This window comes from Bradyrhizobium sp. TM102, from assembly GCF_009176685.1.
In the GTDB taxonomy this organism is placed as follows: domain Bacteria; phylum Pseudomonadota; class Alphaproteobacteria; order Rhizobiales; family Xanthobacteraceae; genus Bradyrhizobium; species Bradyrhizobium ottawaense.
Genome location: NZ_AP021855.1, coordinates 1224697 through 1247771 on the forward strand (window position 1 = coordinate 1224697; position 23075 = coordinate 1247771).

Below are 23075 nucleotides of genomic sequence, written 5' to 3' on the forward strand. Positions count from 1 at the left end.
CCTCATCCTGAGGAGCCCGCCTAAAGCGGGCGTCTCGAAGGATGGCGGCCGCGAAAAACTCTCATTGGGCTGCGGGAGAGACAAACCGACCGTCGAATTAAACTCCCGTAACCCGATTGACGCCCTGTTGCGGGTTCCCCATCTGCCTCGCCGTGCCCTATAATGGGTCGAATCCGCCTACAGGAGTTTGAGATGGTCCAAGACGTCAGAGATTTGCCGGCCGGCCGCAACGACGGGCTGAACCGCTTTCTCGGCGGCTCGCCGCTGGCGGTCGCGTTTCGCCTGGTCCTGCTCTCGATCCTGGTCGGCGTCGTGCTCGCGGCGATCGGCTTCGATCCCTGGAACATCCTCACCAGCATTCGCCTGTTGTTCCAGCGTCTGTGGGATCTCGGCTTCGACACCATCAATTGGCTGTGGCGCTACTTCCTGCTCGGCGCAGTCATCGTGATCCCGATCTGGCTGCTCTCGCGCGTGTTCGGCACGCCGCGCCGGTAGAGTTTTGGGAGCCCGCAGCCGATGCAATTGCGCTTTGTCGGCTGCGGCGATGCTTTCGGCTCCGGCGGCAGGCTCAACACCTGCTTCCACGTCTCGGGGCGCGAGGCCAACTTCCTGATCGATTGCGGCGCGTCGGCTCTGCCGGCGCTGAAGCGGCTTGAGATCGCGTGCGAGGACATCGATCTCATCCTGATCACGCATTTCCACGGTGATCATTTTGCCGGGCTGCCGTTTGTCCTGCTCGACGCCCAATTCTCGCGGCGGACGCGGCCGCTGACGATCGCCGGCCCGCAAGGTATCGAGACGCGGCTGCGTGAGGTGATGGAGGTGCTGTTCGAGCACTCCTCGAAGACACAGCAGCGCTTCGAGCTAAATGTCGTCGAGCTCGCGCCCGAGCAAAGCCGGACTTTCGGTGCCGTGACGGTGACGCCCTATCCGGTCGTGCACGGCGAATCCGGTGGCCCCTTCCTCGCCTACCGCATCGAGGCCGAGGGCCGCACGCTCGCCTACAGCGCCGATACCGAATGGACGGAGACGCTCATTCCGCTGGCGCATGGCGCGGACCTTTTCATCGCTGAAGCCTATATGTACGAGAAGGTAGTCAAGAACCATCTCAGCCTGAAGACTTTGGAACAGTATCTGCCGGCGATCGGCGCGAAGCGGCTCGTCCTCACCCATATGAGCGACGACATGCTTTCGCGCCTCGAGGCTCTGCCTCATATGGCGGCCGAGGACGGCATGGTCGTCGTGTTCTGACCATGCACGCGCCCGTCCATCCCAAAGTCGGCACACGTGAAGTGTTCGCCATCGCCGGTCCGGCGATGGTCGCGAACCTGACCACGCCGCTGATCGGCATCGTCTCGACCACGGCGATCGGCCGTCTCGACGATGCCGCGCTGCTTGGCGGCGTGGCGATGGCCTCGGTGATCTTCGACTGCCTGTTCTGGCTGTTCGGCTTCCTGCGGATGAGCACGCTCGCCTTCACCGCGCAATCGCTGGGCGCGGGTGACACGCGCGAGCCGACCGCGATCCTGGCGCGCGGCTTCATCGTTGCCGGCCTGATCGGCGCCGCGCTGATCGTGCTGCAACTGCCGCTGGCCGCTTTGCTGTTCGACCTCATGGGCGGCAGCGAAGGTGTGACGCAGGCCGCGAAGATCTACTTCAAGATCCGGATCTGGTCGTCGCCGTTCGCGCTCGCCAATTACGTCATCCTCGGTTGGCTGATCGGCCAGGCCCGCGCCAATTCAGCCTTGATGCTTCAGGTCGTCATCAACCTCGTCAACATGGCGGCGACGATCCTGCTGGTGCTGGTCTACGACACCGGCATCGCCGGTGCCGCGATCGCCGCGCTGTTGTCGGAAGCGGTCGGGTTCGCCCTCGGCGTGATCGTCTGCCGCCATTATGCCGATGGCGGCTTCTCCGTGCCGTACGCGACCCTGCTCGACCGCGACAAGCTGTTGCGGTTGCTGGCGGTGAACACCGACATCCTGATCCGCACTGCGGCGCTGATCGCCGTATTCCTGTTCTTCACCGCCAAGGGCGCGCAGGCCGGCGACGTCACGCTGGCCGCCAACTCGGTACTCAACAATTTCCTGCTTGTCAGCGCTTTCTTCCTCGACGGTCTCGCCAACGCAGCGCAGCAGCTCTGCGGCCGCGCCGTTGGCGCGCGCGATGCAACGGGCTTTGCGGATTCGACCCGGCTGGTGCTGCTATGGGGCCTCGGCTTCGCGCTGGTGGTGTCGGGACTGTTCGCGCTGTTCGGGCCGCATTTGATCGATTTCATGACGGCGAGTGACGACGTCCGCCGTGCCGCGCGCGAATTCCTGCCGTTCGTCGTGCTCGCGCCGATCCCCGGGGTATTCGCCTTCGGCTTCGACGGCATCTATATCGGCGCGACCTGGGCGCGCGAGATGCGCAACCTGATGCTGGCTTCGCTGCTGATCTTCCTCGCCGCCTGGTGGGCGCTGCAGTCGCTCGGCAATGCCGGACTGTGGTGCGCGCTGATGGCTTCCTACCTCTCGCGCGGTGGCTTGCAGGCCGCACGCTATCCGGCGCAGTTCCGGGCGACGTTCTCGAAATCATAGCTCTCGTGTCCCGGACGCGCTGCAGCGTGAAACGCTGCTGCGCAGAGCCGGGACCCATTCCTCTCGAACTCGCCGTCACATGGGCCCCGGCTCTGCAGCGCACCGCGCCGAAGGCGGCGCGCTGCGCTGCGTCCGGGGCACGAGAGCGCCTTACATCCCCGGCCAGTCTTCCGCCGTGAGGGTCGCCGCATCCGCGCCGACGATCTCGGACAGGGAATCCCGCCCGGTGCGAAGCAGCGTCGAGGTGAGGTCACGCTTGATCTCGTCGACGAGGCCGAGGCCCTTGTAGATCAGCGACGAATAGAGCTGGATCAGGCTCGCGCCGGCGCGGATCTTCGTCAGCGCGGCACCGCCCGAATCCACGCCGCCGACGCCGATCAGCGGGAACGCGCCCTCGACGCGCACATAGGTTTCCGCGACCATGCGCGTCGACAGGCGGAACAGCGGCCGGCCGGACAGGCCGCCTTGCTCCTTGGCGCGCATCTCCTCCCGCAGCGTGCTCGGCCGCGCGATCGTCGTGTTCGACACGATCATGCCGTCGACCCGGCGCGAACGCGCCACCTGCACGACGTCGTCGAGCTGGGCGAGGCTCAGATCCGGCGCGATCTTGAGCAGCACCGGCGTGTCGCCGGCCTTCTGCCTGACACGCTCGCGCGCGTCGATCACCCTTGCGAGGAGATCGTCGAGCAGGGCGCCTTCCTGCAAATTGCGCAGGCCCGGCGTGTTCGGCGAGGAGACGTTGACGGTGAAATAGCTCGCGACCGGCGCAAAGGTCTCGATCAGCTTGACGTAGTCGGCGACGCGGTCCGGCGAATCCTTGTTGGCGCCGACATTGACGCCGACGATGCCGCCGTGCTGCGCGCGCGCGGCAAGCCGGCGCAAGGCGACGTCGGCGCCGTCATTGTTGAACCCCATGCGGTTGATGACGGCCTCGTCGCGCTCCAAACGAAACAGCCGCGGCCGCGGATTGCCGCTCTGCGGCTTCGGCGTCACCGAGCCGATCTCGACGAAGCCGAAGCCGAGCCGCAGCAATGCGTCCGGCACCTCGGCGCTCTTGTCGAAGCCCGCGGCCATGCCGATCGGATTGGGAAAGTTGAGCCCGAAGGCGCGCATCGCGAGCTTGGGATCGTCAGCGCGCGGCTTGACCGGCGGCAGGAAGCGCAGTCCCTGGATCGCGAGGCGATGGGCGTCTTCCGGATCGAGCCAGCGCAGCACCGGCAGCGAAAAGGCGTCGAAAGCGCGGATCACGGCAGCAGCTCCGGAGTGTCGTGGCCGCCGTCCGAGCGGATGTTGAGGTTCATCACCGACAGCACCGCGCCGAGGTCGAGCTCGCCATAGAGATGTGGAAACAGCTCGTCATTGCGCGAGCGCTCCCAGCGCAGCTCGCTGCCGAGTGCGTCGCCATCGACCTCGACCAGGAACAGCGCGCGCTGTCCGACATAGTGCTTGCGCAAGGTCTCGGGAACCTGGGCAGCGGTGGAGAAATGGATGAAGCCGTCGCGCGCATCGTCCGCGCTGCCCCGGTAGACACCTTGCCGTTCCGCCTCGCGCCAGGCCGAGGCCGGACAGATTTTGTAGATCTTGACCACCGCTTGCGCAGCCCTGTTTGCTCTTTGAGTCAGCTCTTTGAGTTTCTTGGGTTTTTTCGCCGCGTGCGGGTCCCCGAAACCCGGGCGCGACCGTAAAGGCCGCCCCTTCCGAACTCAAGGCTTAGAGCCTATTCCGTTCCGATGAAATCGGAACGGGGCTCTAGATTCCTATTTTGGCGCGTTTTTCCAGAGGCGAACCGCTATCCACATCGCTTGAAGGCGCGCCTGCCCACCGCCTCTTGCGCGAAAAACGGAAAACCGGTTGATTTGAGGATAGTTTTCCTGAGTTGCGACGGGCTGGACCTTGCATGGTCAGACAGGCCAAAGCGCAGAGGATACTGACGCACGACCAGATCTGGGTCGCCCTGGATCGGCTGGCGGCGCGCGCCGGTCTGTCGCCGTCCGGCCTTGCCAAGCGCGCCGGGCTCGATCCCACCACCTTCAACAGGTCCAAGCGCGTCACCTCCGACGGCCGCGAGCGCTGGCCCTCGACCGAATCGATCGCAAAGGCACTGGCCGCAGCCGACTCCTCGATCGAGAGCTTTGCGCGGCTGATCGACGATGAGGCCGGCGACGGTCGCTCGGTACCGCTGCTCGGCTTCGCGCTGGCCGGCGCGAGCGGCGCTTTCGATGAGGCCGGCCTTCCATCCGGCAAGGGCTGGACCGAAACCGCGCTTCCCACCGAGGACAGCCACACCTTTGCGCTGGAGGTTTCCGGCGATGCGCTGCTCCCTGCCTATCGCGACGGCGACCTCATCCTGGTCTCACCCGGCGCACCGATCCGCAAAGGCGACCGCGTGGTGGTGAAGACCAAAGGGGGCGAGGTGGTGGTCGCGACGCTCGGGCGCCGCACCGCGAAGGCGCTGGAGCTTCAGTCGTTCGATGCGTCGCAGGCCGGGCGCACGATGGCGGCGAGCGATGTGGCGTGGATCGCGCGCATCATGTGGGCGAGGCAGTGAGGGCGAGGGGGCGCTCACATGCAGCGCACTCTACGCATCCACGGAGCTCTCACAGCACTTCGAAGATCTTGTAGGCGACGGCACCTTCGACGAGGTAGCCCTTGCCGACGCAGACGATGTCGTTGAGCCAGGCATAGGTTTGCGAGCCGGTCTCGAACAGCGGATTGGTGCGGAAGTAGTATCCGGCGGGATCGACCTTGGTACGTCGCGCGGGATCCGCCATCTCGGCGCGCAAAGACTGCGGCGTCACCCAGCGGCCGCCATAGGTCATGTAGATCAACTCGCCATCATGCGTCCGCAACGACAGGCGCACATCGAGGGTCATGGTACCATCGGCGCGGAATAACGCCCAGTCACCACCGCCCCGCAGCACCTCGCCGCGCAGGCGTGGCCCTTCGAACGAACCCTTGGCCGCCCCGAACAGCACGCGCTGCCCGATCGGCCCGGCGCCGAAATTGATGCGCGGATCGAGGTCGACGACGATGTCGAAGAGAAGCCTGGTCGCGAGGTCACCGACGGGCTTGATGCGGGGATCGGCCATGGTCTGACGCTCCTGTTTCGTGGATGGTGTTGCGTCGGCGGGCTACGCTGCCTGCGTGGCTTCGCCGAACAGCTTGCGCCTGACCACGTCGGTCGAAACGCCGGATTGAGCGCAGAGCTCGGAGAGATCGAAGACGAAGCGCTCATAAGCGATCTTGTCGTCGCGAAAGGCGAAGGCGATGAACACCGGCAGCTCCGCGCGGCGCCCGTTGGGCTCGGCCCCGAAGCGATCCCCCGTCATCGTCATCCGCGCGGTGCCCCAGCAGACCAGCGTGTCAGCGGAATTGGCGTGGCCGTCGAGGGTGACGTGATAGTCCGGGAAGGACTTGAAGAAGCGCGTCAGGATGCGCTGGTTTTCGGCGAGACCTCGCGCCCTGGTGCCGAAGGCCGGCGTCTCCAGCACCATGTCGGGATGCAGAACCTCCAGCGCCGCTGGGATGTCCTGCCGGCTCTTCGCGATTGCCAGCCTTTCCGCCAGCTCGAACATGCACCTGCCGTCCACGGCTCGTCTCGCAACATTCTAAATGTCTAATACATACATTATGTATGTTATATGCGGTTTGATACCAACGCGTCAAGCTTTAGGTTGCGCGCGATGCGGGCAAAGGATCCTCCGAGAAGTCGTCGGGAAGAGTACAGCGAGGCCACCAGGCAGGCGCTGCTCGATGCCGGCCGCGAGGCGTTTGCCGCCAATGGATTTCAGGCGGCGGGCATGGAGGCGATCTCGCGGGCGGCGCGGGTCACGCGCGGCGCGTTCTACCATCACTTCGCGGACAAGAAGGCGCTGTTCGATGCCGTCGTAGTCGCCATGCAGCGCGACGCGGCCGCCAGAATCGAGGCCGCGGCGCGCAATGAGCGCAAGATCTGGGATCGTCTCAGCGCCGGCATCGACGCCTATCTCGACGCCTGCGAAGAGCCGGACTACGCGCGCATCGTCATCCAGGAAGCGCAAGCCGTGCTCGGCGAGCCGCGCTATCGCGAGATCGAGGAGACCTATCCGACCGCGCTCCTGATCGCGACCCTGCGGGCCCTGAAGCGCGATGGCGAGTTGCACGCGGACGATGTCGATCTGCTCAGCCGGATGATCGACGCCATGATCTGCAAGATCGGATTGCTGCTGCCCCACGCCGACGATTCCAGGAAGCTGCGCAGAAACGGACAGAAGATCGTCGCCGCCGTGCTGGAGACCTTTCGCCAGAAGGTCTGAATCCGCTCCCGGCCCGCGTCGCCCTGCATCGCCATTGCGACTCACCGCCGCTCTCGCATAGGTTGCGGCCGATATTGCCGATCCAATTCATCTTAGGGGGATATGATGAATCGCCGTCACGCATTGAAGGCTCTGGCGGGTCTTGCGCTTTGTCCGCTCTGCAAGCCGGCCTTCGCCGCCGAAGGCGCGCATTGGAGCTATGAGGGCGTCGGCGGCCCGGCCAAATGGGGCGATCTCGATGCGGCCAACAAGGCCTGCGCGGTCGGCCTGCAGCAATCGCCGATCGACATCGAGGGGACGATCAAGTCGCAATTGCCGGTTCTGAAGCTGAACTGGGGCAAGAGCGCCGACACCATCGTCAACAACGGACACACGATCCAGCTCAACTTCGCCGAAGGCAGCACGTTGATGCTCGGCGACGTCAAGTACAAGCTGCTCCAGGTGCACTTCCACCGGCCGAGCGAGCACATGATCGGCGGCAAGAATTTCCCGATGGAGGCGCATTTCGTCCATCGCAACGAAGCCGGCGGCCTCGCCGTGGTCGGCGTGCTGATGGCCGAGGGCAGGCCGAACCCGGCCTTCGGCAAGATCGTCAAGACCATGCCGGCGGCGGAAGGCCCCGCGGTGAAAGCGGATGCGGGCATCGATCCTCACGCCATGCTGCCACCGAGGCTCAGCTACTTCCGCTATCCCGGCTCGCTGACGACGCCGCCCTGTTCGGAAGTGGTCGAATGGCTGCTGCTGACCACCCCGATTCAGGTGTCGGCCGCCGAGGTCGCCGCGTTCGCAAAGCTCTATCCGATGAACGCGCGCCCGGTGCAGAAGGATAACAGGCGCTACGTATTGCGCTCGGCCTGAGCGAGCGCTCCAATGAGCGCTGTCGTCCCGGCGAACGCCGGGACCCATACCGCGTGATCTCTCGGAGAGTGGCGGTCTTCGTACCAACGCAGGCGCAACTACGAATCTTCGCCCAACTTCTCCCTGTGGTTATGGGTCCCCGCTTTCGCGGGGACGACGATGGAGAAAGCCGTGGCCTCACGCGCTCCGCGCCAGCGCGCCGTCGATCATGTTGACCGCGTTCTGCACACCGTACACCGCCACGAAGGAGCCGAAGCGCGGGCCCTTCTCCTGGCCGAGCAGTACTTGATAGAGCATGTTGAACCAGTCCAGCGTGACCCCGGGACGGCCGTCCTTGCCCTTCTTGACCTGATCGAGGAAGGGCTCGCGGCGGCCGATCTCGTAGACGACGTTCTGGATGTCCTCGGCAGATGCGTCCTGCGCAAGCTGTGACAGCGCATCGCGCAGATCCTGCAGTGCGCTGCGCTCGGTGTCCGAGGGCACGCGGAACTGCTTCGTCGGCGCGACGAAGTCGCGGTAGTAATTGATGGCGTAGCCGACCATCGCATCGAGCTTCGGATGCGTCTGCGGCGAAACGCCCGGACGATAACGGCCAATGAAGCCCCACAGCGTCTCGGCATTCTCCGCGTTCGACGACGACACCAGCGTCAGCAGGAGCTGGAAGGTGACGGGCATATCGCCCTGCGGCGGCTTGCCGTTGTGGATGTGCCAGACCGGATTGCCGAGCTGCTGCTTGTCATCCTGCCGGGCAAAGCCGTCGATGAACTGCTGATAGTCGTCGACGTTGCGCGGGATGACGTCGAAATACAGCCGCTTGGCCGCCTTGGGCTCGCGATACATGAACAGCGACAGCGATTCCGGTGAGGCGTAGCGCAGCCATTCGTCGATAGTGAGGCCGTTGCCCTTCGACTTCGAGATCTTCTGGCCCTGCTCGTCGAGGAAGAGCTCGTAGTTGAAGCCTTCGGGCGGCGTGCCGCCGAGCGCCTTGGCGATTGCACCGGAGAGCTTCACCGAATCGATCAAATCCTTGCCGGCCATCTCGTAGTCGACGCCGAGCGCGACCCAGCGCATCGCCCAGTCGGCCTTCCACTGGCATTTTACATTTCCGCCGGTGACGGGCGTCTCCACTTCCTGGTTCGTATCAGGATCGACATAGGTCACCGTACCGGCCACGACATCGCGGCGGATCATCGGCACCTGGAGCACCACGCCCGTGGTCTTGCTGATCGGCAGGAACGGCGAGTAGGTCGCGCGCCGATCGGGGCCGAGCGTCGGCAGGATGATCGCCATCACCTTGTCGTAGGCAGCTAACATCTTGAGCAGCGTCGCGTCGAAGCGGCCTGATGTGTAGTAGTCCGTCGAGCTCGCGAACTCGTAGTCGAAGCCGAAATGATCCAGAAACGCGCGCAGGCGCGCGTTGTTGTGCGCACCGAACGAGGGGTACTCGTTGGAGAACGGATCTGGCACCCGCGTCAGCGGCTTGCCGAGATGCGCGGCCAGCATCTCCTTGTTGGGGACGTTGTCGGGCACTTTCCGAAACCCGTCCATGTCGTCGGAGAACGCCAGGAGGCGCGTCTTGACCTTGTCCTCGGTCAGAACACGGAAGGCATGGCGCACCATCGAGGTGCGCGCGACCTCGCCGAACGTGCCGATATGCGGCAGGCCCGACGGTCCGTAGCCGGTCTCGAACAGCACCTCGTCCTTCGGACTCTTCTTCAGCCGCGCGACAATGGCCTTCGCCTGCTCGAACGGCCAGGCGTTGGATTGTTCGGCGAGCGCACGAAGATCGCTCGGGCTCATGTTGGGATCGATAACGGACATTCAGAAGGGCCTCCGGGCCGCGGAAAATAGCGATTTCCGGGCAGAATGCAAAAGAACGGTTGTTGTCATTCCGGGGCGATGCGCCAGCATCGAACCCGGAATCCCGAGATTTCGGGTCTGGTCCTGCGGACCATCCCGGAATGACAATTCAACGATCTCGAGATTCCGGGTTCGCACTTCGCGCGCCCCGGAATGACGATCGATGGCTAAAACGGGCTCACCGAGAAATACCGCAGCCACAGATCGGTGTAGCGGCCTTTTTCCCAGACGCGGAATAGGGCCCAATTCAGGGCCTGGCGCAGCACGTCGTTGCCCTTGCGGACGGCGATGCCGATGCCTTCGCCGAAGAAACGGCTCTCGACGAAGGGACCGCCGGAGAAAGCGCAGCAATCGCCGGAATCGGTGCCGTTGATCCAGAACGCCAGCGAGATGGCGTCGCCGAAAATGAAATCGACCTCGCCCTTGCGCAAAGCGCTGCGGAGCGCGTCGTCATTGGGATAGCCGTGCAGCTCGGCGTCGGTGAACATCGCCTTGAGATAGGCCTCGTGCGCGGAGCCGGCGATGACGCCGACTTTCTTGCCCTCGAGATATTCCGGGCGGATCTCCGGCATCACCGCGTCCTTGCGCGAGGCGAAGCGCGCCGGCACGCGGTAATAGGGATCGGTGAAGTCGACCCGGGCGCGCAGCTGCGGGCTGACCGCCATCGAGGCGATGATGGCATCGCCCCGGTTGGAGGAGAGCGCATCGACCAGCGTCTCGAAGCGGCGCATCTGCACGGTGCAAGTGACCTTGATCTCCTCGCACAGCGCGCGGGCCAGATCGACGTTGAAGCCGGCCGGGTTGCCGTCGGCGCCGGTGAAATTGAACGGCGGATAGTCGGTCTCGGTCAGGAAGCGGATCACGGTCAGGCGCGACAGGTCCGGCCGCTCCGGTCGCCGCCGCGGATCCCAGAAGCCGGGTACGGCTTGCGGGGCGGCCTGCACCGCCCGAGGTGCGGCTTGTGGCGTCCCCTGTTGTGTTCCTTGGGGCGCCGCTGGAGGCTGCTGGGCCGGGGCCTGCGCGTCGGCGCCGGGAAGGCCTGCGAGCAGGCAGGCGCCGACGGCCAGCCCCGCCAGCAAGATACGGGCAGATTTGGACGATTTCGCCTGTTGCGATGGAGCCATCGGCCGGAAATGAACGAATTTCATTGGGATCGGAGGGCGTTATAGACCATCCCGGCGGGAACGCGAGTGCGGAATGCGGGCAAGGTGAAGGTCTGCTCCCTCTCCCGCAAGCGGGCGAGGTGCACCGCACGAGGCGCGATTGATCCGCCGAACTAGAGATACTTCTTCAAATCCGCTGCAGCCTCTTCCGGTGTGCGCTTCAGGTTGAACGGCGACACGAAGCGGCCGTCGCGGTCCATCAGATAGATCAGCGCGGTGTGGTCCATGGTGTAGTCGCCGTCCTTGGTCGGGACCTTCTTGGCGTAGACCCGGTAGGAGGTGATGACCTTGGCCGTCTCGGCGGGATCGCCGGACAGACCTTCGAGATGCGGATCGAAGCTCGACAGATACTCCTTCATGGTCGCCGGCGTATCGCGCTCGGGATCGACCGAGATGAAGACGGCATTGACCTTGTCGGCGTCCTTGCCCAGCGCGCGCAGCACTTCCGAGATCTCGAACAGCGAGGTCGGGCAGACGTCGGGGCAATGGGTGTAGCCGAAGAAGATCAGGGTCGGCTTCCCCTTGAGGCTCTTGTCGGTGACGGCCTTGCCGTTCTGATCGGTCAGCTGGAACGGGCCGCCGACCGCGGCCGGCTGCGCCACCTTGCTGACCCCGCCCATGGCCCAGAACATGATCAGGAGGCCGATAACGAGGCTTGCGGCGAAGGCGGTCGCGATCACCAGCGGACGGGCGGCGGAGCTCATGAGCGGAAAACTTCCTGTCGTGGATCAGAAGCAGGCGGCGAAACCGGTCCTGATCATCTCGAAGAACATCTGCGTGCCGTAGTGGAACCACAGCGCCAGCGCGCCGAGCACCAGCAATCCGCCGATCCCCGCGCCTGCCAACAGCAGCACGAACGGCGTCCGGCCGGCAGTGGGCGAATTGTCCTGTAGCGGATGCGACGGGTGCAGCGGTTGAGCCATGACAACGATCGGGGGCGAAGGCCCCGGTTTCCAGCCCTCAGATAAGCTTTAGCCCGCCTGCGGGCAAGGCGCCGCCGGCGGGCCGGAACGATCTCGTCAGGCTGGAAGCGTCAGCGCAGGAGCTGGCCGCGGGCGGATTCGATCTGGTCCGTTTGCGGGAGGGGCCTGCGCGACGGCTTGTTGGCCGAGGCTTGCGCGTCCAGGTAGCAGGGCTTGTACATGGCCTGGAGCTGCTTGCCCTTCAGGAAGAGCATGTGCGGGGTGAGGCCGCCCCGCTGGCTGATCCAGCGCTTCACCTGCGACGGATACATCGCGTAGAGCATCTGGGTCGCCTCAGTATTGGTGACGGCGCGGCCATTGCTGCCGAAATCCCAGGCGGCGTGGAAGCCGAGCGTCGCGCTCGACGTCACGCAGATGCGGTCATGCGGGATGGCGCCGAGGACGATGGTGCAGGCGGAGGCGCAGAGGCCGTCGATGATGACGGTGTCACCGGACTGCCGCAGGTCCTGGTATTTGTCGACATAGGTTCCGATCCGGCCACCGCGGTCATCCGCGATCCGAACCACCGCGTGAGAGGCCCCCATGCCAGCGATCAGGAGGACCGCCGCAACCAACCCCGTCAGAAACTTCATTGTCCCCCGCCCCAGTCGAATTCGAATCTGCGTGTTCGGTGGTGATGCGCGACTAGCGTCTGTCGTAACCAAGGTTTTGTCTAGGCAGGCCGGCTCGCTCAAAACAAATTCAAATCCAGTGTTGCGTCCGCGCTGCACCCGATGGGTCTCTATCCCAAAGTGGAACAAGTTAATGATGTCTTATGCGTCACACCCTTGATCTCAGTTACAACCGTTGGCTTCAATCCGGGCGACTACAGGGGGGAACCTGTGGAGGGGGAAACATGGAGGGGGAAACACATGGCTGAAGAAACTGACGCCATCGTTGTCGGCGCGGGACTATCGGGACTGGTTGCCGCAACCGAGATCGCGGATGCGGGCAAGCGCGTGATCGTGGTCGACCAGGAAGGCGAGCAGTCGCTTGGCGGCCAGGCGTTCTGGTCGTTCGGCGGATTGTTCCTGGTCGATTCGCCGGAGCAGCGCCGGCTCGGCATCAAGGATTCCTTCGACCTGGCCATGCAGGACTGGATCGGTGCCGCGGGCTTCGACCGCGACGAGGACTTCTGGCCGCGGCAATGGGCCAAGGCCTATGTGGCGTTCGCAGCCGGCGAGAAGCGGGCCTGGTTGCGAGCGATGGGCCATCGCATCTTCCCCGTGGTCGGCTGGGCCGAACGCGGCGGCTATGACGCGATGGGCCACGGCAATTCCGTGCCGCGCTTTCACGTCACCTGGGGCACCGGTCCCGGCATCGTCGAGCCGTTCGAGCGCCGGGCGCGCGAGGCGATGAAAAGCGGCCGGCTGAGCTTCAGGTTCCGCCACCGCGTCGATGCGCTTTCGATCACCAATGGCACGGTGGATGGCGTCAGCGGCGCCGTGCTCGCCCCCGACACGATCGAGCGCGGCAAGAGCTCCTCGCGGAACGTTGTCGGCGAATTTGCGCTGAAGGCGCAGGCCGTGATCGTGGCGTCCGGCGGCATCGGCGGCAATCACGAACTGGTGCGGCAGAACTGGCCGAAGCGGCTCGGTGATCCTCCCAAATTCATGATCTCCGGCGTGCCCGAACATGTCGACGGCCGTATGATCGGCATCACCGAGAAATCAGGCGCGCGGCTGATCAATCGCGACCGCATGTGGCATTATGTCGAGGGCATCCAGAACTGGAATCCCATCTGGCCGCGCCACGGCATCCGCATCCTGCCCGGCCCCTCCTCGATGTGGTTCGACGCAACCGGCACACGATTGCCTGCGCCGCTATTCCCGGGCTCCGACACGCTCGGCCAGCTCAAATACATCATGTCGACGGGCTATGATTATTCCTGGTTCATCCTGACCCAGAGCATCATCAAGAAGGAGTTTGCGCTGTCGGGTTCGGAGCAGAACCCGGACCTGACCGGCAAGAGCTGGCGCATGACCTTGCGCCGCGCCACCAACAAGGGCGCGCCGGCGCCGGTCGAGGCATTCAAAAGCCATGGTGTCGACTTCATCGTACGCGACAAGATCGAGGACCTTGTTGCGGAGATGAACAAGCTTGCCGGCAGCGACCTCCTCAAGCTCGAGCACATCAGGATGCAGATCGAGGCGCGCGACCGCGAGATCGCCAACGCTTACGTCAAGGATGCGCAGGTGATGAACATTCACAATGCGCGCCGCTATATTGGCGACAGGTTGATCCGCACTGCCTCCCCACACAGGATCCTGGATCCCGCGCAGGGGCCCCTGATCGCGGTCAAGCTCAACATCCTCACCCGCAAGACGCTGGGCGGCTTCGAGACCGATCTCGACTCGCGTGTGTTCGGCGCCGAGGGCAGCGTCATTCCCGGCCTCTATGCGGTCGGCGAAGCCGCCGGCTTCGGCGGCGGCGGCGTGCACGGTTATCGCTCACTGGAAGGCACCTTCCTCGGCGGCTGCCTGTTCTCGGGCCGCAATGCGGGCCGGGCCGCGGCAAAAGCGGTGGGCTAGATCGTGCGGCTGTGGATGCGCATCGGGGCGGTGGTCGCGGCATTGGCCGCCGCGTCGGTCGCATCCGCCGAGACGATCGACGTCAACGGCGCAAAGCGCTCCTACACCGCGCAATTGCCGGCCAGGAAGCCGGCACCGCTCGTGATCGTGCTGCACGGCAAGACCCAGCGCGGCGCCGACATGGTCGCGCGGACGGCGTGGCCGCAGGTCGCGAAGCGCGAGGGCCTGGCCGTGGTCTTTCCGGACGGGCTCAACAATGCATGGGCGGATGCGCGAACCAAGGCGGGGCCTGCCCTGCGTGGACCGCCGGCGGGCACCGACGACGTCGCCTTCCTCGCAAAGCTCGTCGAGAAGCTCGTGGCCGACGGCACGGCCGATGCAAAGCGCGTCTTCATCGCGGGCGTCTCCAATGGCGGCGCCATGGCGATGACCATGGCCTGCGCCCGCGCCGATCTGTTTGCGGCAGGCGCGAGCGTGATCATGAACCTCACCGACGAGGCCGCCGTCACCTGCCATCCGTCAAGGCCGCTGCCGATGCTGCTCATGAACGGCACGGCCGACCTGCTGGTCCCCTACGAGGGCGGTCGCGGATCGAGCTATTTTGCCGCGGACGGGTTCTGGTCGACCGAGGAGACGCTGGCGTTCTGGCGCAAGCTCAATGGCTGTGAGACCGACGATGCCAGCGTGACTGACATGCCCGACAAGGCGCCCGCAGACCAATCGACAGTGACCCGGATCTCATCGCGCTGCCCGAGGGGACACGACGTCGTGCTCTATCGCATCAACCATGGCGGCCACCGCATGCCTGGATTTTCTCCGGATGCCCGCTTCCCGAGGGTCGCAGCCGGCCTGCTCGGGCCGCAGAACGGCGACATCGATGGCGCCGAGACGATCTGGGCTTTTTTCAGTCAGTTTCCGTGAGGCGCACATGCTCGGCGGTGACGGCATGCGTGCGGGGCAACGCATGCGCCGCAGGCAACGCATGCGTGCCCGGGGTGGCACGGCGCGAGGTGCTGGGCTAGACAGGGCCGCCATTCCAGTGAGGAGATCCGCAAATGAGCATTCAGCGTTTCGAAACCGGCCCGCGTATGAGTCAGGTCGTCGTGCACGGCAACACCGTCTATCTCGCCGGTGTCGTCGCCAACAAGGCCGCCGGCGAAAGCGTGACCAAGCAGACCCAGGACATCCTGGCCACCATCGACGGCCATCTCGCCAAGGCCGGCACCGACAAGTCGAAGCTGCTCTCGGCCACGATCTACATCACCGACATGAAGACGTTCGGCGAGATGAACGCAGTGTGGGACGCCTGGGTCTCGGCCGGCAATACCCCCGCCCGCGCCACCGTCGAAGCCAAGCTGGCGGCGCCGCAATACACCGTCGAGATCATGGTCACGGCCGCGAAGTAATCCTCACGACCAATTCGCATGCGAATGGAGCGCGATGACAACATCATCGCGCTCCATTTATTTCGCGCAACGATGACCTGCGAGGTAATCGATCGGCGCGCGCGATCCTTCGATAGTCAGGGACAGCCGAATACGGCGTCATCGAAGGAGAGCACCATGACCGACCCCGTCACCATCGCCCGCCGCTACATCGAGCTCTGGAACGAACGCACGGCCGGCCGGCGCCGCGAGCTGCTCAGCGACAACTGGACGAGCGATGCGAGCTATGTCGATCCCCTGATGAAGGGCGACGGCCGCGACGGCATCGAGGCGCTGATCGCAGGCGTGCAGCAGCGCTTTCCCGATTTCAAGTTCAAGCTGATCGGCGAGCCCAACGGCTACGGCGATCACATCCGCTTTTCGTGGGGACTTGGTCCCGATGGCGCCGACAGCCCGATCAAGGGCACGGATTTTGCCGTGCTGAAGGACGGCCGCATCCGAAGCGTGACCGGATTTCTCGATCAGGTGCCGGCCGGGGCGTGAGACCGCTGGTCCCCCTCGCTCGGGCGGGTAATCGCATCTGAGAGCGGTTCCTGAGGCCATCCTTCGAGACGCCCGCCGTTGGCGGGCCCTCAGGATGAGGGTCGAGTGCGCGGCTGCGGTTTCAACGAGCACCGATGCTGCTTAGCCTCATCCTGAGGAGACCGCGAAGCGGTCGTCTCGAAGGACGAGGCGCGCGCTCAAGTCGCGCAAAATGCCATATGTGATTGTCCTCCTCGTATAGAGGAGGGCAGCACCCCTCGACGAAGCCATCCCTACGGCTTACCTGTCATGCCGTGCCGCCCCGTATCCTCCAAACATCGGCCGAGCCGGCCGCGCTGCTGCCGAGCCGCTTCCAGCAATGGTTCGCAGCCCGCGGCTGGTCGCCGCGCGCGCATCAATTGGCGCTGCTGGAGAAGGCGCGCGAGGACGCTAGCGCGCTGCTGATCGCACCGACCGGCGCCGGCAAGACGCTGGCGGGATTTCTGCCGACGCTGGTGGAGCTTTCGACCGAGGCAGCCGAACGGAAGGCGGGTGAGAAACAGAGCCTCGTCTCCACCGGCCGCACGCTGCAGCGTACCGGCGGCCTGCACACGCTCTATATCTCGCCGCTGAAGGCGCTCGCCGTCGACATCGCGCGCAATCTGGAGCGGCCGATTGCGGAGATGGCGCTGCCGATCAAGGTCGAGACCCGCACTGGCGACACGCCGGTGTCGCGGCGGCAGCGGCAACGGCGTTATCCGCCTGATGTGTTGCTGACGACGCCCGAGCAGCTCGCACTGCTGCTGTCCTCGGATGATGCGCCGTTCCTGTTCTCCTCCCTGAAGCGCATCGTGCTCGACGAGCTGCACGCGCTGGTGACGTCCAAGCGCGGCGATCTGCTCTCGCTCGGGTTGGCGCGGCTGTGGCGGCTGGCGCCGCAGATGCGCGCGATCGGCCTGTCGGCAACGGTGGCCGAGCCGGATCAGCTCGCGCGCTTCCTGGTGCCGCAGCCCGGTGGCAAGGAAGCTGCCGCCGACATCGTCATCGCCGGCGGCGCGGCGCCACCTCTGGTCGAGATGCTGGATACGCGCGAGCGACTGCCCTGGGCCGGCCACAGCGCGCGCCACGCGCTCCCTGAGATTTACGAGCTGATCAAGGCGAACAAGACCACGCTGGTCTTCGTCAATACCCGCAGCCAGGCCGAGATGCTGTTCCAGAATCTCTGGAGCATGAATGACGACGGGCTCGCGATCGCGCTGCATCACGGCTCGCTCGATGTCGCGCAGCGCCGCAAGGTCGAGGACGCCATGTCGGCGGGACGCCTGCGCGGCGTGGTCTGCACCTCTTCGCTCGACCTCGGCGTCGACTGGGGCGATGTCGATCTCGTCGTCAATATCGGCGCGCCCAAGGGCTCCTCGCGCCTGATGCAGCGGATCGGCCGCGCCAACCACCGCCTCGACGAAGCCTCGCGCGCGGTGCTGGTGCCGGCCAACCGTTTCGAAGTGCTGGAGTGCCGCGTCGCCATTGATGCCATTGCCGAGAACGCGCAGGACACGCCACCCCTGCGCACCGGTGCGCTCGACGTGCTGGCCCAGCACGTGCTCGGCTGCGCCTGCGGCGAGCCGTTCCTCAGCGATGATCTGTATGGCGAGGTCTGCACCGCCGCGCCTTACGCAGACTTGTCGCGGACGGATTTCGATGACGTCGTCGATTTCGTCGCCTCCGGCGGCTACGCGCTGAAGACCTATGAACGCTTCGCCCGCATCAAGCAGGACAAGCAGGGCCGCTGGCGCGTCGCCAATCCCAAGGTGCGGCAGAGCTACCGGATGAATGTCGGCACCATCGTCGAGGACGACATGCTGAAGGTGCGCCTGGTGCGTTCGCGCCGTGGCGGAGCGGGGTCGACCGGCGTGATCGCGCGCGGGGGTCGGTTGCTCGGCGAGATCGAGGAAGCCTTCATCGAGGGCTTGAGCCCCGGTGACACCTTCGTGTTCTCAGGCGAGGTGGTGCGCTATGAAACCCTGGTCGAGGACCAGGTCTATGTCTCCCGCGCCAACGACAAGGACCCGAAAGTGCCGTCCTATATGGGCGGCAAGTTTCCGCTCTCGACCTATCTCGCCGAGCGCGTGCGCCGGCTGCTCGATGACGGCCGCGCCTGGGGCGGCTTGCCGGAGCAGGTGCGCGACTGGCTGTCGCTGCAAAAGGACGTCTCGCGCGTGCCGGCGGTGCGCGAGCTCCTGGTCGAGAGCTTTCCGCGCGCCAACAAGCACTACATCGTTTGCTATCCCTTCGAGGGCCGTCTCGCGCATCAGACCCTCGGCATGCTGCTGACGCGCCGGCTGGAGCGCGCCCGCGCCCGGCCGCTCGGCTTCGTCGCCAACGAATATGCGGTGGCGATCTGGGCGCTCGGCGATCTCTCCTTCATGATCCGCGACGGCCGGATCGACCTCAATGCGCTGTTCGACCCTGATATGCTCGGCGACGATCTGGAGGCCTGGCTCGCCGAATCCGCCCTGATGAAGCGCACCTTCCGCAATTGCGCGATCATCTCCGGCCTGATCACGCGCCGGCACACCGGCGAAGAGAAGAGCCGTCGTCAGGTGTTGTTCTCGACCGATCTCGTCTACGACGTGCTGCGCAAGCATCAGGCCGATCACGTCCTGTTGCGCGCCGCGCGCGCCGATGCCGCCACCGGCCTGCTCGATTTGCGCCGCTTGGGCGACATGCTCGCCCGCATCCACGGCCGCATCACGCACCGGGAACTCGACCGCGTCTCCCCACTGGCGGTGCCCGTGATGCTGGAAATCGGTCGCGAGTCAGTTTATGGCGAAGCTGCAGACGAGCTTTTGGCCGAAGCCGCCGTTGAGCTCGTCAAAGAGGCGATGGGATAGCAGCAGGTTTTGACGTGACGATTGGCGCGCAGGTTTCAGGAGACGTCGACGACATGCGCGTGTCCATAGTCACCATCAGCGATGTGACGTTCGCTGCCGATCTCTCCGGCGCGCTGTTCTGGGAAGAGCAGCGCCTGCTCGTCGTCTCCGACCTGCATCTGGAAAAAGGCTCCAGCTTCGCCGCCCGCGGCGTGCTGCTGCCGCCCTACGATACGCTGGCAACGCTGAGCCGTCTCGCTGCTGTCATCTCCCGCCATGATCCCGGCGTGGTCATCGCCCTCGGCGACAGCTTTCACGATCGCACCGCGCATGAGCGGTTGTCGCCGGATAATCGCGATGCGGTCACAGCGCTCCAGACCGGCCGCGACTGGATCTGGATCTCCGGCAATCACGATCCGATGCTGCCGCGCGATCTCGGCGGCACCATCGCCGACGAGGTCGCGATCGGCCCGATCACCTTCCGTCATGAGCCCACCGGGGCGCGCGGCGAAATCGCCGGCCATCTCCATCCCAAGGCGCGCGTCTCCGCGCGCGGCCGCTCGATGGAGCGCCGCTGCTTCGCCTCCGACGGGATGCGTGCGGTGATGCCGGCGTTCGGCGCCTATGCCGGCGGCCTCAGCATCCGCGACGCCGCCTTCGCAAAGATCTTTCCCGCCAACGGTTTTGTCGCCCATCTGCTCGGCGACCGCCGTGTCCACGCCATCGCGGCCTCGCGCTGCTCCTGAGGCGAAAAATTGGGACAGCACTACGTTCAGTAGTTTTCCGGAATCGCACAAGCCCGTCGCGGGTTCTAACGTTAGGCTTGCCGGGGCTGGAATTTTTGATCCCGAACAAGATTGTAACCGGCAAGGGGCCGCTGCGAGGCGGCCCCTTTCATTTCCGGCGATCAAAACTTTCGGGGACCGTTGCCGGGTTCGGAACAAATTAAGAACACTTTAGCAAGTCTTTGATATATCATTGTGATTCGGCGCGTTGCCGGCACAATATCTAGCGTCTGTCAGACTTTGCGAGGACTACATGTCCACCATCGCCTTCGATCAATTTGCCCTCACCCGCATCGCCGATTTCGCGCGCTCGCTGTCGCGGCTGCATCAGGCGGCCCGGCGCCAGAGGATCGATGACGACCAGTTCGACCGCGAATTCAACGCGGTGTGCCAGTCGATCTGGGGTTACACCATCGACGACGTCAGCGACGATCTGTTCTCGACCGAGGATCATCTGTTCCTGGACACGCTCGACGAAGCCCATGCGCGCATCTTCGCGGCCGAGCAGGGCTACGATCTCGTCGGCGATCAGGGCATGCTGACGGACTGGTGGGGCTTCTGCTGGATGATCCTGGCCGAGAAGCGCGGCTTGCTGACGCCGGACAACCGCGCCGCCGCGCGCGCGGCGATCGAGGAGAAATATCTGGCGGCGCCGAACGTGATCGGGGTGATTATCGGGAGGTAGTCTCGTGCCCCGGACGCAGCGCAGCGCTCCTTCAGCGGTGCGCTGCAGAGCCGGGGCCCATGCTCGCGGCATTCTGGTCCCGGCTCTGCGCAGCAACGCCAAAGAGCGTGCAGCGCGTCCGGGACACGAAAGCGGCTTTAATCCAACCCGGCCCGCTTCGCCGGCTTCTGCGCCGCCGTCTTCGGCACCGTCACATCGGGCAGCGTTTCACGCACGATCTCCGCAGCGGGCGCATCTGCCGACACCGTCTCTGCCCGCACCGGGGCCACCTTCATCTCGCCGAGGCGGGCGCGGACTTGCGCGGTGAGGCCGGGATAGGAGGCAACCGGGGTGAAGTCGGCGGCCTGGTCGTTGCCGACGCGGATGCCGGTATAGGCGACGAGGCCGTCAGTGGTGGCGATCACGTCGCCGGCTTTCAGCGAGGAGTCCAGCGCGAGATCGACCGGGGCAAGGCCGACCGGCTCGCGGCCGTTGCAGGTGCAGTCGGCGCGCAGCGCCTTGCGATAGGCGAACGCGTTCTCGCTGTCGGCGTAACGTTCGCCGGTCTGCGACGCGGCGCCGTCGATCGAGGAGCCGAAATAGACCTTGGTCGCGCTGGCAGGACAGAACGCCTGACACATTTGGGCCGGCGAGGTGAGGCCGCGCATCAGCGGAAAATATTTGCCGTCGCAGCTGCGCACGCAGAAGGCCGGGCCGGAGCCGCCGGCTGCCGCCGAGCGGGTCGGCGGCACATATTGTGGGGTTGCGGCATTTTGCTGCCCGCTGAAGGGATCGGCGTAGGAGCTCGACTGTTGCGGCACCTCGCGCTGCGGCCGCTGCTGCTGCATGCCGCCGAAGAAGAAGTCGAACAGGCCCTCGGCCGAAACCGGAGCCGGAGCCGCAAGTGCTCCAAGGGTGGCGGCCACAAGCATCGCGCGACGCCGCCGGCGCGCATGGGACAGGACTGTACGCAACGCTCACTCCACCCGACGCTACTGAACCGGCCGGGACCCCAAGGGGTCTCAGCACATGATTCACCATAAGGCGCGATGGTAAATGAGCAGTTGAGCGGAGGCGGTTTCAAGACGAGGCGGTGGCCTCTTTAGGGCCGGGCGCAGCTTTGGACGGATGGTTGCTTCCGGGGCACACTGAGGCATGACGGCGAGGGATGTTTCGCCGCGTCAGGCCTTCAAGAATTCCGAGGCCTTGTACAGCGAGCGGAATGGCAGGCCGGCCGCACCGAACGTGTCGGTGGCGCCTTCCTCGCGGTCGACCATGGTCAGCACCAGCACCACCTCGGCGCCGGTCTCGCGCACCGATTCCACCGCCTTCATCGCCGAGCCGCCTGTCGTGGTGACGTCCTCGACGATCACGACGCGCTTGCCCTCGAGCGTCTCGCCTCTTGGCAGGCCTTCGATCGCGAGCTTGGCGCCGTGCTCCTTCGGCTTCTTGCGCACGAAGAACGCCGCGATCGGATGGCCCTTGATCCAGGAGATCTGCGCCAGCGCACCGGCGAGCGGCACCGCGCCCATCTCGAGGCCGCCGATGAAATCGAGATTGTCGTCCTTCAGCGCCTCATAGGTCAGCTCGGCGAGCAGGGTCGCCCCCTCTGGGTCGAGCATGGTCGGCTTGAGGTTGAAGTAGAAATCGCTCTTGCGGCCCGACGCGAGCGTCACCTCGCCGCGGCCGAATGAGCGCCGGCGGATGATTTCGAACAGGCGGGCGCGGGAGGCTGATTTCGACACGGCGGTCCCTCGGGAGCGTTTTTAGAGGAGGCGGAATTTATCCGCGACAGCCGCGACATTCCAGAGGGGGCGTCCCTCGTCAACAGGGATCGGCCATCCCCGGCCGCCGGTTGTGGGGGCGCGACGTTCTGGAGTAGGTGGGATGCCAAACCTGTTGGGGAAGGAAGCAAGGAATGACCATCGAGCTGCACACCTGGAACACGCCGAACGGCCGCAAGATCTCGGTCGCGCTGGAGGAAATGGGGCTGCCCTACAAGGTGATCCCGGTGAACATCACCAAGGGCGAGCAGATGGCACCGGGGTTCCTCAAGCTCTCCCCGAACAACAAGATTCCCGCGATCGTCGACCCCGAGGGCCCGGACGGCGAGCCCGTCAGCATCTTCGAATCAGGCGCGATCCTGCTCTATCTCGGTGAAAAGACCGGCAAATTCCTGCCAAAATCGCTGGGTGCTCGGATCCCGGTCTATGAATGGCTGATGTGGCAGATGGGCGGCTTCGGCCCGATGCCGGGCCAGGTGCACCATTTCATCGCGCTCGAGAACGAGCAGGATCGCGCCTACGGCCTGAAGCGCTTTATGGCCGAGACCCGCCGGCTCTACGGCGTGCTAGACCATCGCCTGGACGGCCGCGACTTCGTCGCCGGCGACCTCTCGATTGCCGATTTTGCCATCCTGGGCTGGGCCTGGCGTCACCCTCGCCACAAGGTTGAGCTGACCGACTTCCCCAACGTCAAGCGCTGGTACGAAGCCTTGATGGCGCGCCCGGCGGTGAAGCGGGGCATGGAGGCGAAGCTGGATTGATGGGGTCTTGCCCTCTCCCCCTGTGGGAGAGGGTGGATCGACGCGAAGCGGCGAGA

At 65.1% G+C, this 23075-nt stretch carries 25 protein-coding genes; 14 read left to right on the top strand and 11 right to left on the bottom strand.

Annotation, left to right across the window (positions count from 1 at the left end):
* Positions 1–192: 192 nt before the first annotated feature.
* From GDN70_RS05685 to GDN70_RS05695, 3 genes are read left to right on the top strand one after another with little or no spacing between them, the layout of a single operon-like run.
* Entirely contained in the window at positions 193–495 is a 303-nt protein-coding gene (locus GDN70_RS05685; RefSeq protein ID WP_028140881.1) for a DUF6460 domain-containing protein, read from the top strand.
* Between the two features lie 21 nt (positions 496–516).
* Positions 517–1251, top strand: a complete 735-nt coding sequence (locus GDN70_RS05690; RefSeq protein WP_038973202.1) for an MBL fold metallo-hydrolase — start codon at positions 517–519, stop codon at positions 1249–1251.
* 2 nt (positions 1252–1253) lie between these two features.
* The gene (locus GDN70_RS05695) at positions 1254–2579 is read left to right on the top strand and encodes an MATE family efflux transporter (RefSeq protein WP_152102264.1); all 1326 of its coding nucleotides are present in this window, start codon (positions 1254–1256) and stop codon (positions 2577–2579) included.
* A 150-nt stretch (positions 2580–2729) separates the two neighbouring features.
* On the opposite strand, the gene GDN70_RS05700 is transcribed toward GDN70_RS05695, so the two are convergent.
* Both GDN70_RS05700 and GDN70_RS05705 read right to left on the bottom strand, forming a co-directional pair.
* Entirely contained in the window at positions 2730–3827 is a 1098-nt protein-coding gene (locus tag GDN70_RS05700) for a quinone-dependent dihydroorotate dehydrogenase (RefSeq protein ID WP_028140878.1), read from the bottom strand.
* Entirely contained in the window at positions 3824–4168 is a 345-nt protein-coding gene (locus GDN70_RS05705) for a DUF952 domain-containing protein (RefSeq protein ID WP_018320827.1), read from the bottom strand. The genes GDN70_RS05700 and GDN70_RS05705 overlap by 4 nt, the downstream gene beginning before the upstream one ends.
* A gap of 308 nt (positions 4169–4476) precedes the next feature.
* Between GDN70_RS05705 and GDN70_RS05710 the strand changes: the two genes are divergently transcribed.
* Entirely contained in the window at positions 4477–5127 is a 651-nt protein-coding gene (locus tag GDN70_RS05710; RefSeq protein ID WP_152102265.1) for a helix-turn-helix transcriptional regulator, read from the top strand.
* Positions 5128–5176: 49 nt separating this feature from the next.
* Here GDN70_RS05710 and GDN70_RS05715 read toward each other — a convergent pair whose 3' ends face one another.
* A complete protein-coding gene (locus GDN70_RS05715) occupies positions 5177–5668 on the bottom strand; it encodes a DUF3237 domain-containing protein (protein ID WP_038947311.1) in 492 nt (163 codons plus the stop codon).
* 42 nt (positions 5669–5710) lie between these two features.
* Positions 5711–6154, bottom strand: a complete 444-nt coding sequence (locus GDN70_RS05720) for an ester cyclase (protein ID WP_038973209.1) — start codon at positions 6152–6154, stop codon at positions 5711–5713.
* A gap of 108 nt (positions 6155–6262) precedes the next feature.
* Between GDN70_RS05720 and GDN70_RS05725 the strand changes: the two genes are divergently transcribed.
* Together GDN70_RS05725 and GDN70_RS05730 are read left to right on the top strand one after the other, a co-directional pair.
* A complete protein-coding gene (locus GDN70_RS05725; protein ID WP_049801938.1) occupies positions 6263–6874 on the top strand; it encodes a TetR/AcrR family transcriptional regulator in 612 nt (203 codons plus the stop codon).
* A 105-nt stretch (positions 6875–6979) separates the two neighbouring features.
* Complete coding sequence (locus tag GDN70_RS05730) at positions 6980–7732, top strand: carbonic anhydrase (protein WP_028140874.1); 753 nt, start codon at positions 6980–6982, stop codon at positions 7730–7732.
* 177 nt (positions 7733–7909) lie between these two features.
* Here GDN70_RS05730 and GDN70_RS05735 read toward each other — a convergent pair whose 3' ends face one another.
* The 5 genes from GDN70_RS05735 to GDN70_RS05755 form a co-directional block, all read right to left on the bottom strand.
* Positions 7910–9553, bottom strand: a complete 1644-nt coding sequence (locus GDN70_RS05735) for a lysine--tRNA ligase (protein ID WP_152102268.1) — start codon at positions 9551–9553, stop codon at positions 7910–7912.
* A gap of 206 nt (positions 9554–9759) precedes the next feature.
* Entirely contained in the window at positions 9760–10716 is a 957-nt protein-coding gene (locus GDN70_RS05740; RefSeq protein ID WP_028140872.1) for a transporter substrate-binding domain-containing protein, read from the bottom strand.
* A gap of 152 nt (positions 10717–10868) precedes the next feature.
* Complete coding sequence (locus GDN70_RS05745) at positions 10869–11459, bottom strand: SCO family protein (RefSeq protein WP_028140871.1); 591 nt, start codon at positions 11457–11459, stop codon at positions 10869–10871.
* 24 nt (positions 11460–11483) lie between these two features.
* A complete protein-coding gene (locus tag GDN70_RS05750) occupies positions 11484–11678 on the bottom strand; it encodes a hypothetical protein (protein ID WP_028140870.1) in 195 nt (64 codons plus the stop codon).
* Between the two features lie 110 nt (positions 11679–11788).
* Positions 11789–12310 (bottom strand): hypothetical protein, encoded by a 522-nt coding sequence (locus GDN70_RS05755; protein ID WP_028140869.1) that lies wholly within the window; start codon positions 12308–12310, stop codon positions 11789–11791.
* Between the two features lie 279 nt (positions 12311–12589).
* Between GDN70_RS05755 and GDN70_RS05760 the strand changes: the two genes are divergently transcribed.
* From GDN70_RS05760 to GDN70_RS05790, 7 genes are all read left to right on the top strand, one after another.
* Positions 12590–14248, top strand: a complete 1659-nt coding sequence (locus GDN70_RS05760) for an FAD-binding dehydrogenase (RefSeq protein ID WP_152102269.1) — start codon at positions 12590–12592, stop codon at positions 14246–14248.
* A gap of 3 nt (positions 14249–14251) precedes the next feature.
* On the top strand, positions 14252–15169 hold the full coding sequence (locus GDN70_RS05765; RefSeq protein ID WP_028140867.1) for a PHB depolymerase family esterase: 918 nt from the start codon (positions 14252–14254) through the stop codon (positions 15167–15169).
* Between the two features lie 134 nt (positions 15170–15303).
* Positions 15304–15654: a RidA family protein gene (locus GDN70_RS05770; RefSeq protein ID WP_018320814.1), complete on the top strand. Its 351-nt coding sequence runs from the start codon at positions 15304–15306 to the stop codon at positions 15652–15654.
* A 156-nt stretch (positions 15655–15810) separates the two neighbouring features.
* Positions 15811–16176, top strand: coding sequence for a nuclear transport factor 2 family protein (locus tag GDN70_RS05775; RefSeq protein ID WP_038973207.1), 366 nt, complete (start codon positions 15811–15813; stop codon positions 16174–16176).
* Positions 16177–16469: 293 nt separating this feature from the next.
* The gene (locus GDN70_RS05780; protein WP_038973196.1) at positions 16470–19046 is read left to right on the top strand and encodes a ligase-associated DNA damage response DEXH box helicase; all 2577 of its coding nucleotides are present in this window, start codon (positions 16470–16472) and stop codon (positions 19044–19046) included.
* A 53-nt stretch (positions 19047–19099) separates the two neighbouring features.
* Positions 19100–19771: a ligase-associated DNA damage response endonuclease PdeM gene (gene pdeM / locus GDN70_RS05785; protein WP_050995731.1), complete on the top strand. Its 672-nt coding sequence runs from the start codon at positions 19100–19102 to the stop codon at positions 19769–19771.
* Positions 19772–20063: 292 nt separating this feature from the next.
* Complete coding sequence (locus GDN70_RS05790; RefSeq protein ID WP_038973194.1) at positions 20064–20495, top strand: hypothetical protein; 432 nt, start codon at positions 20064–20066, stop codon at positions 20493–20495.
* Between the two features lie 137 nt (positions 20496–20632).
* Here the strand turns inward: GDN70_RS05790 and GDN70_RS05795 are convergent, their stop codons facing one another.
* Both GDN70_RS05795 and pyrE read right to left on the bottom strand, forming a co-directional pair.
* On the bottom strand, positions 20633–21406 hold the full coding sequence (locus GDN70_RS05795) for a DUF2865 domain-containing protein (protein ID WP_173015757.1): 774 nt from the start codon (positions 21404–21406) through the stop codon (positions 20633–20635).
* 249 nt (positions 21407–21655) lie between these two features.
* Complete coding sequence (pyrE, locus tag GDN70_RS05800; RefSeq protein WP_008136514.1) at positions 21656–22219, bottom strand: orotate phosphoribosyltransferase; 564 nt, start codon at positions 22217–22219, stop codon at positions 21656–21658.
* Positions 22220–22392: 173 nt separating this feature from the next.
* Here pyrE and GDN70_RS05805 point away from each other — a divergent pair, with 173 nt between their 5' ends.
* On the top strand, positions 22393–23019 hold the full coding sequence (locus GDN70_RS05805; RefSeq protein WP_028140861.1) for a glutathione S-transferase family protein: 627 nt from the start codon (positions 22393–22395) through the stop codon (positions 23017–23019).
* Positions 23020–23075: the final 56 nt, after the last annotated feature.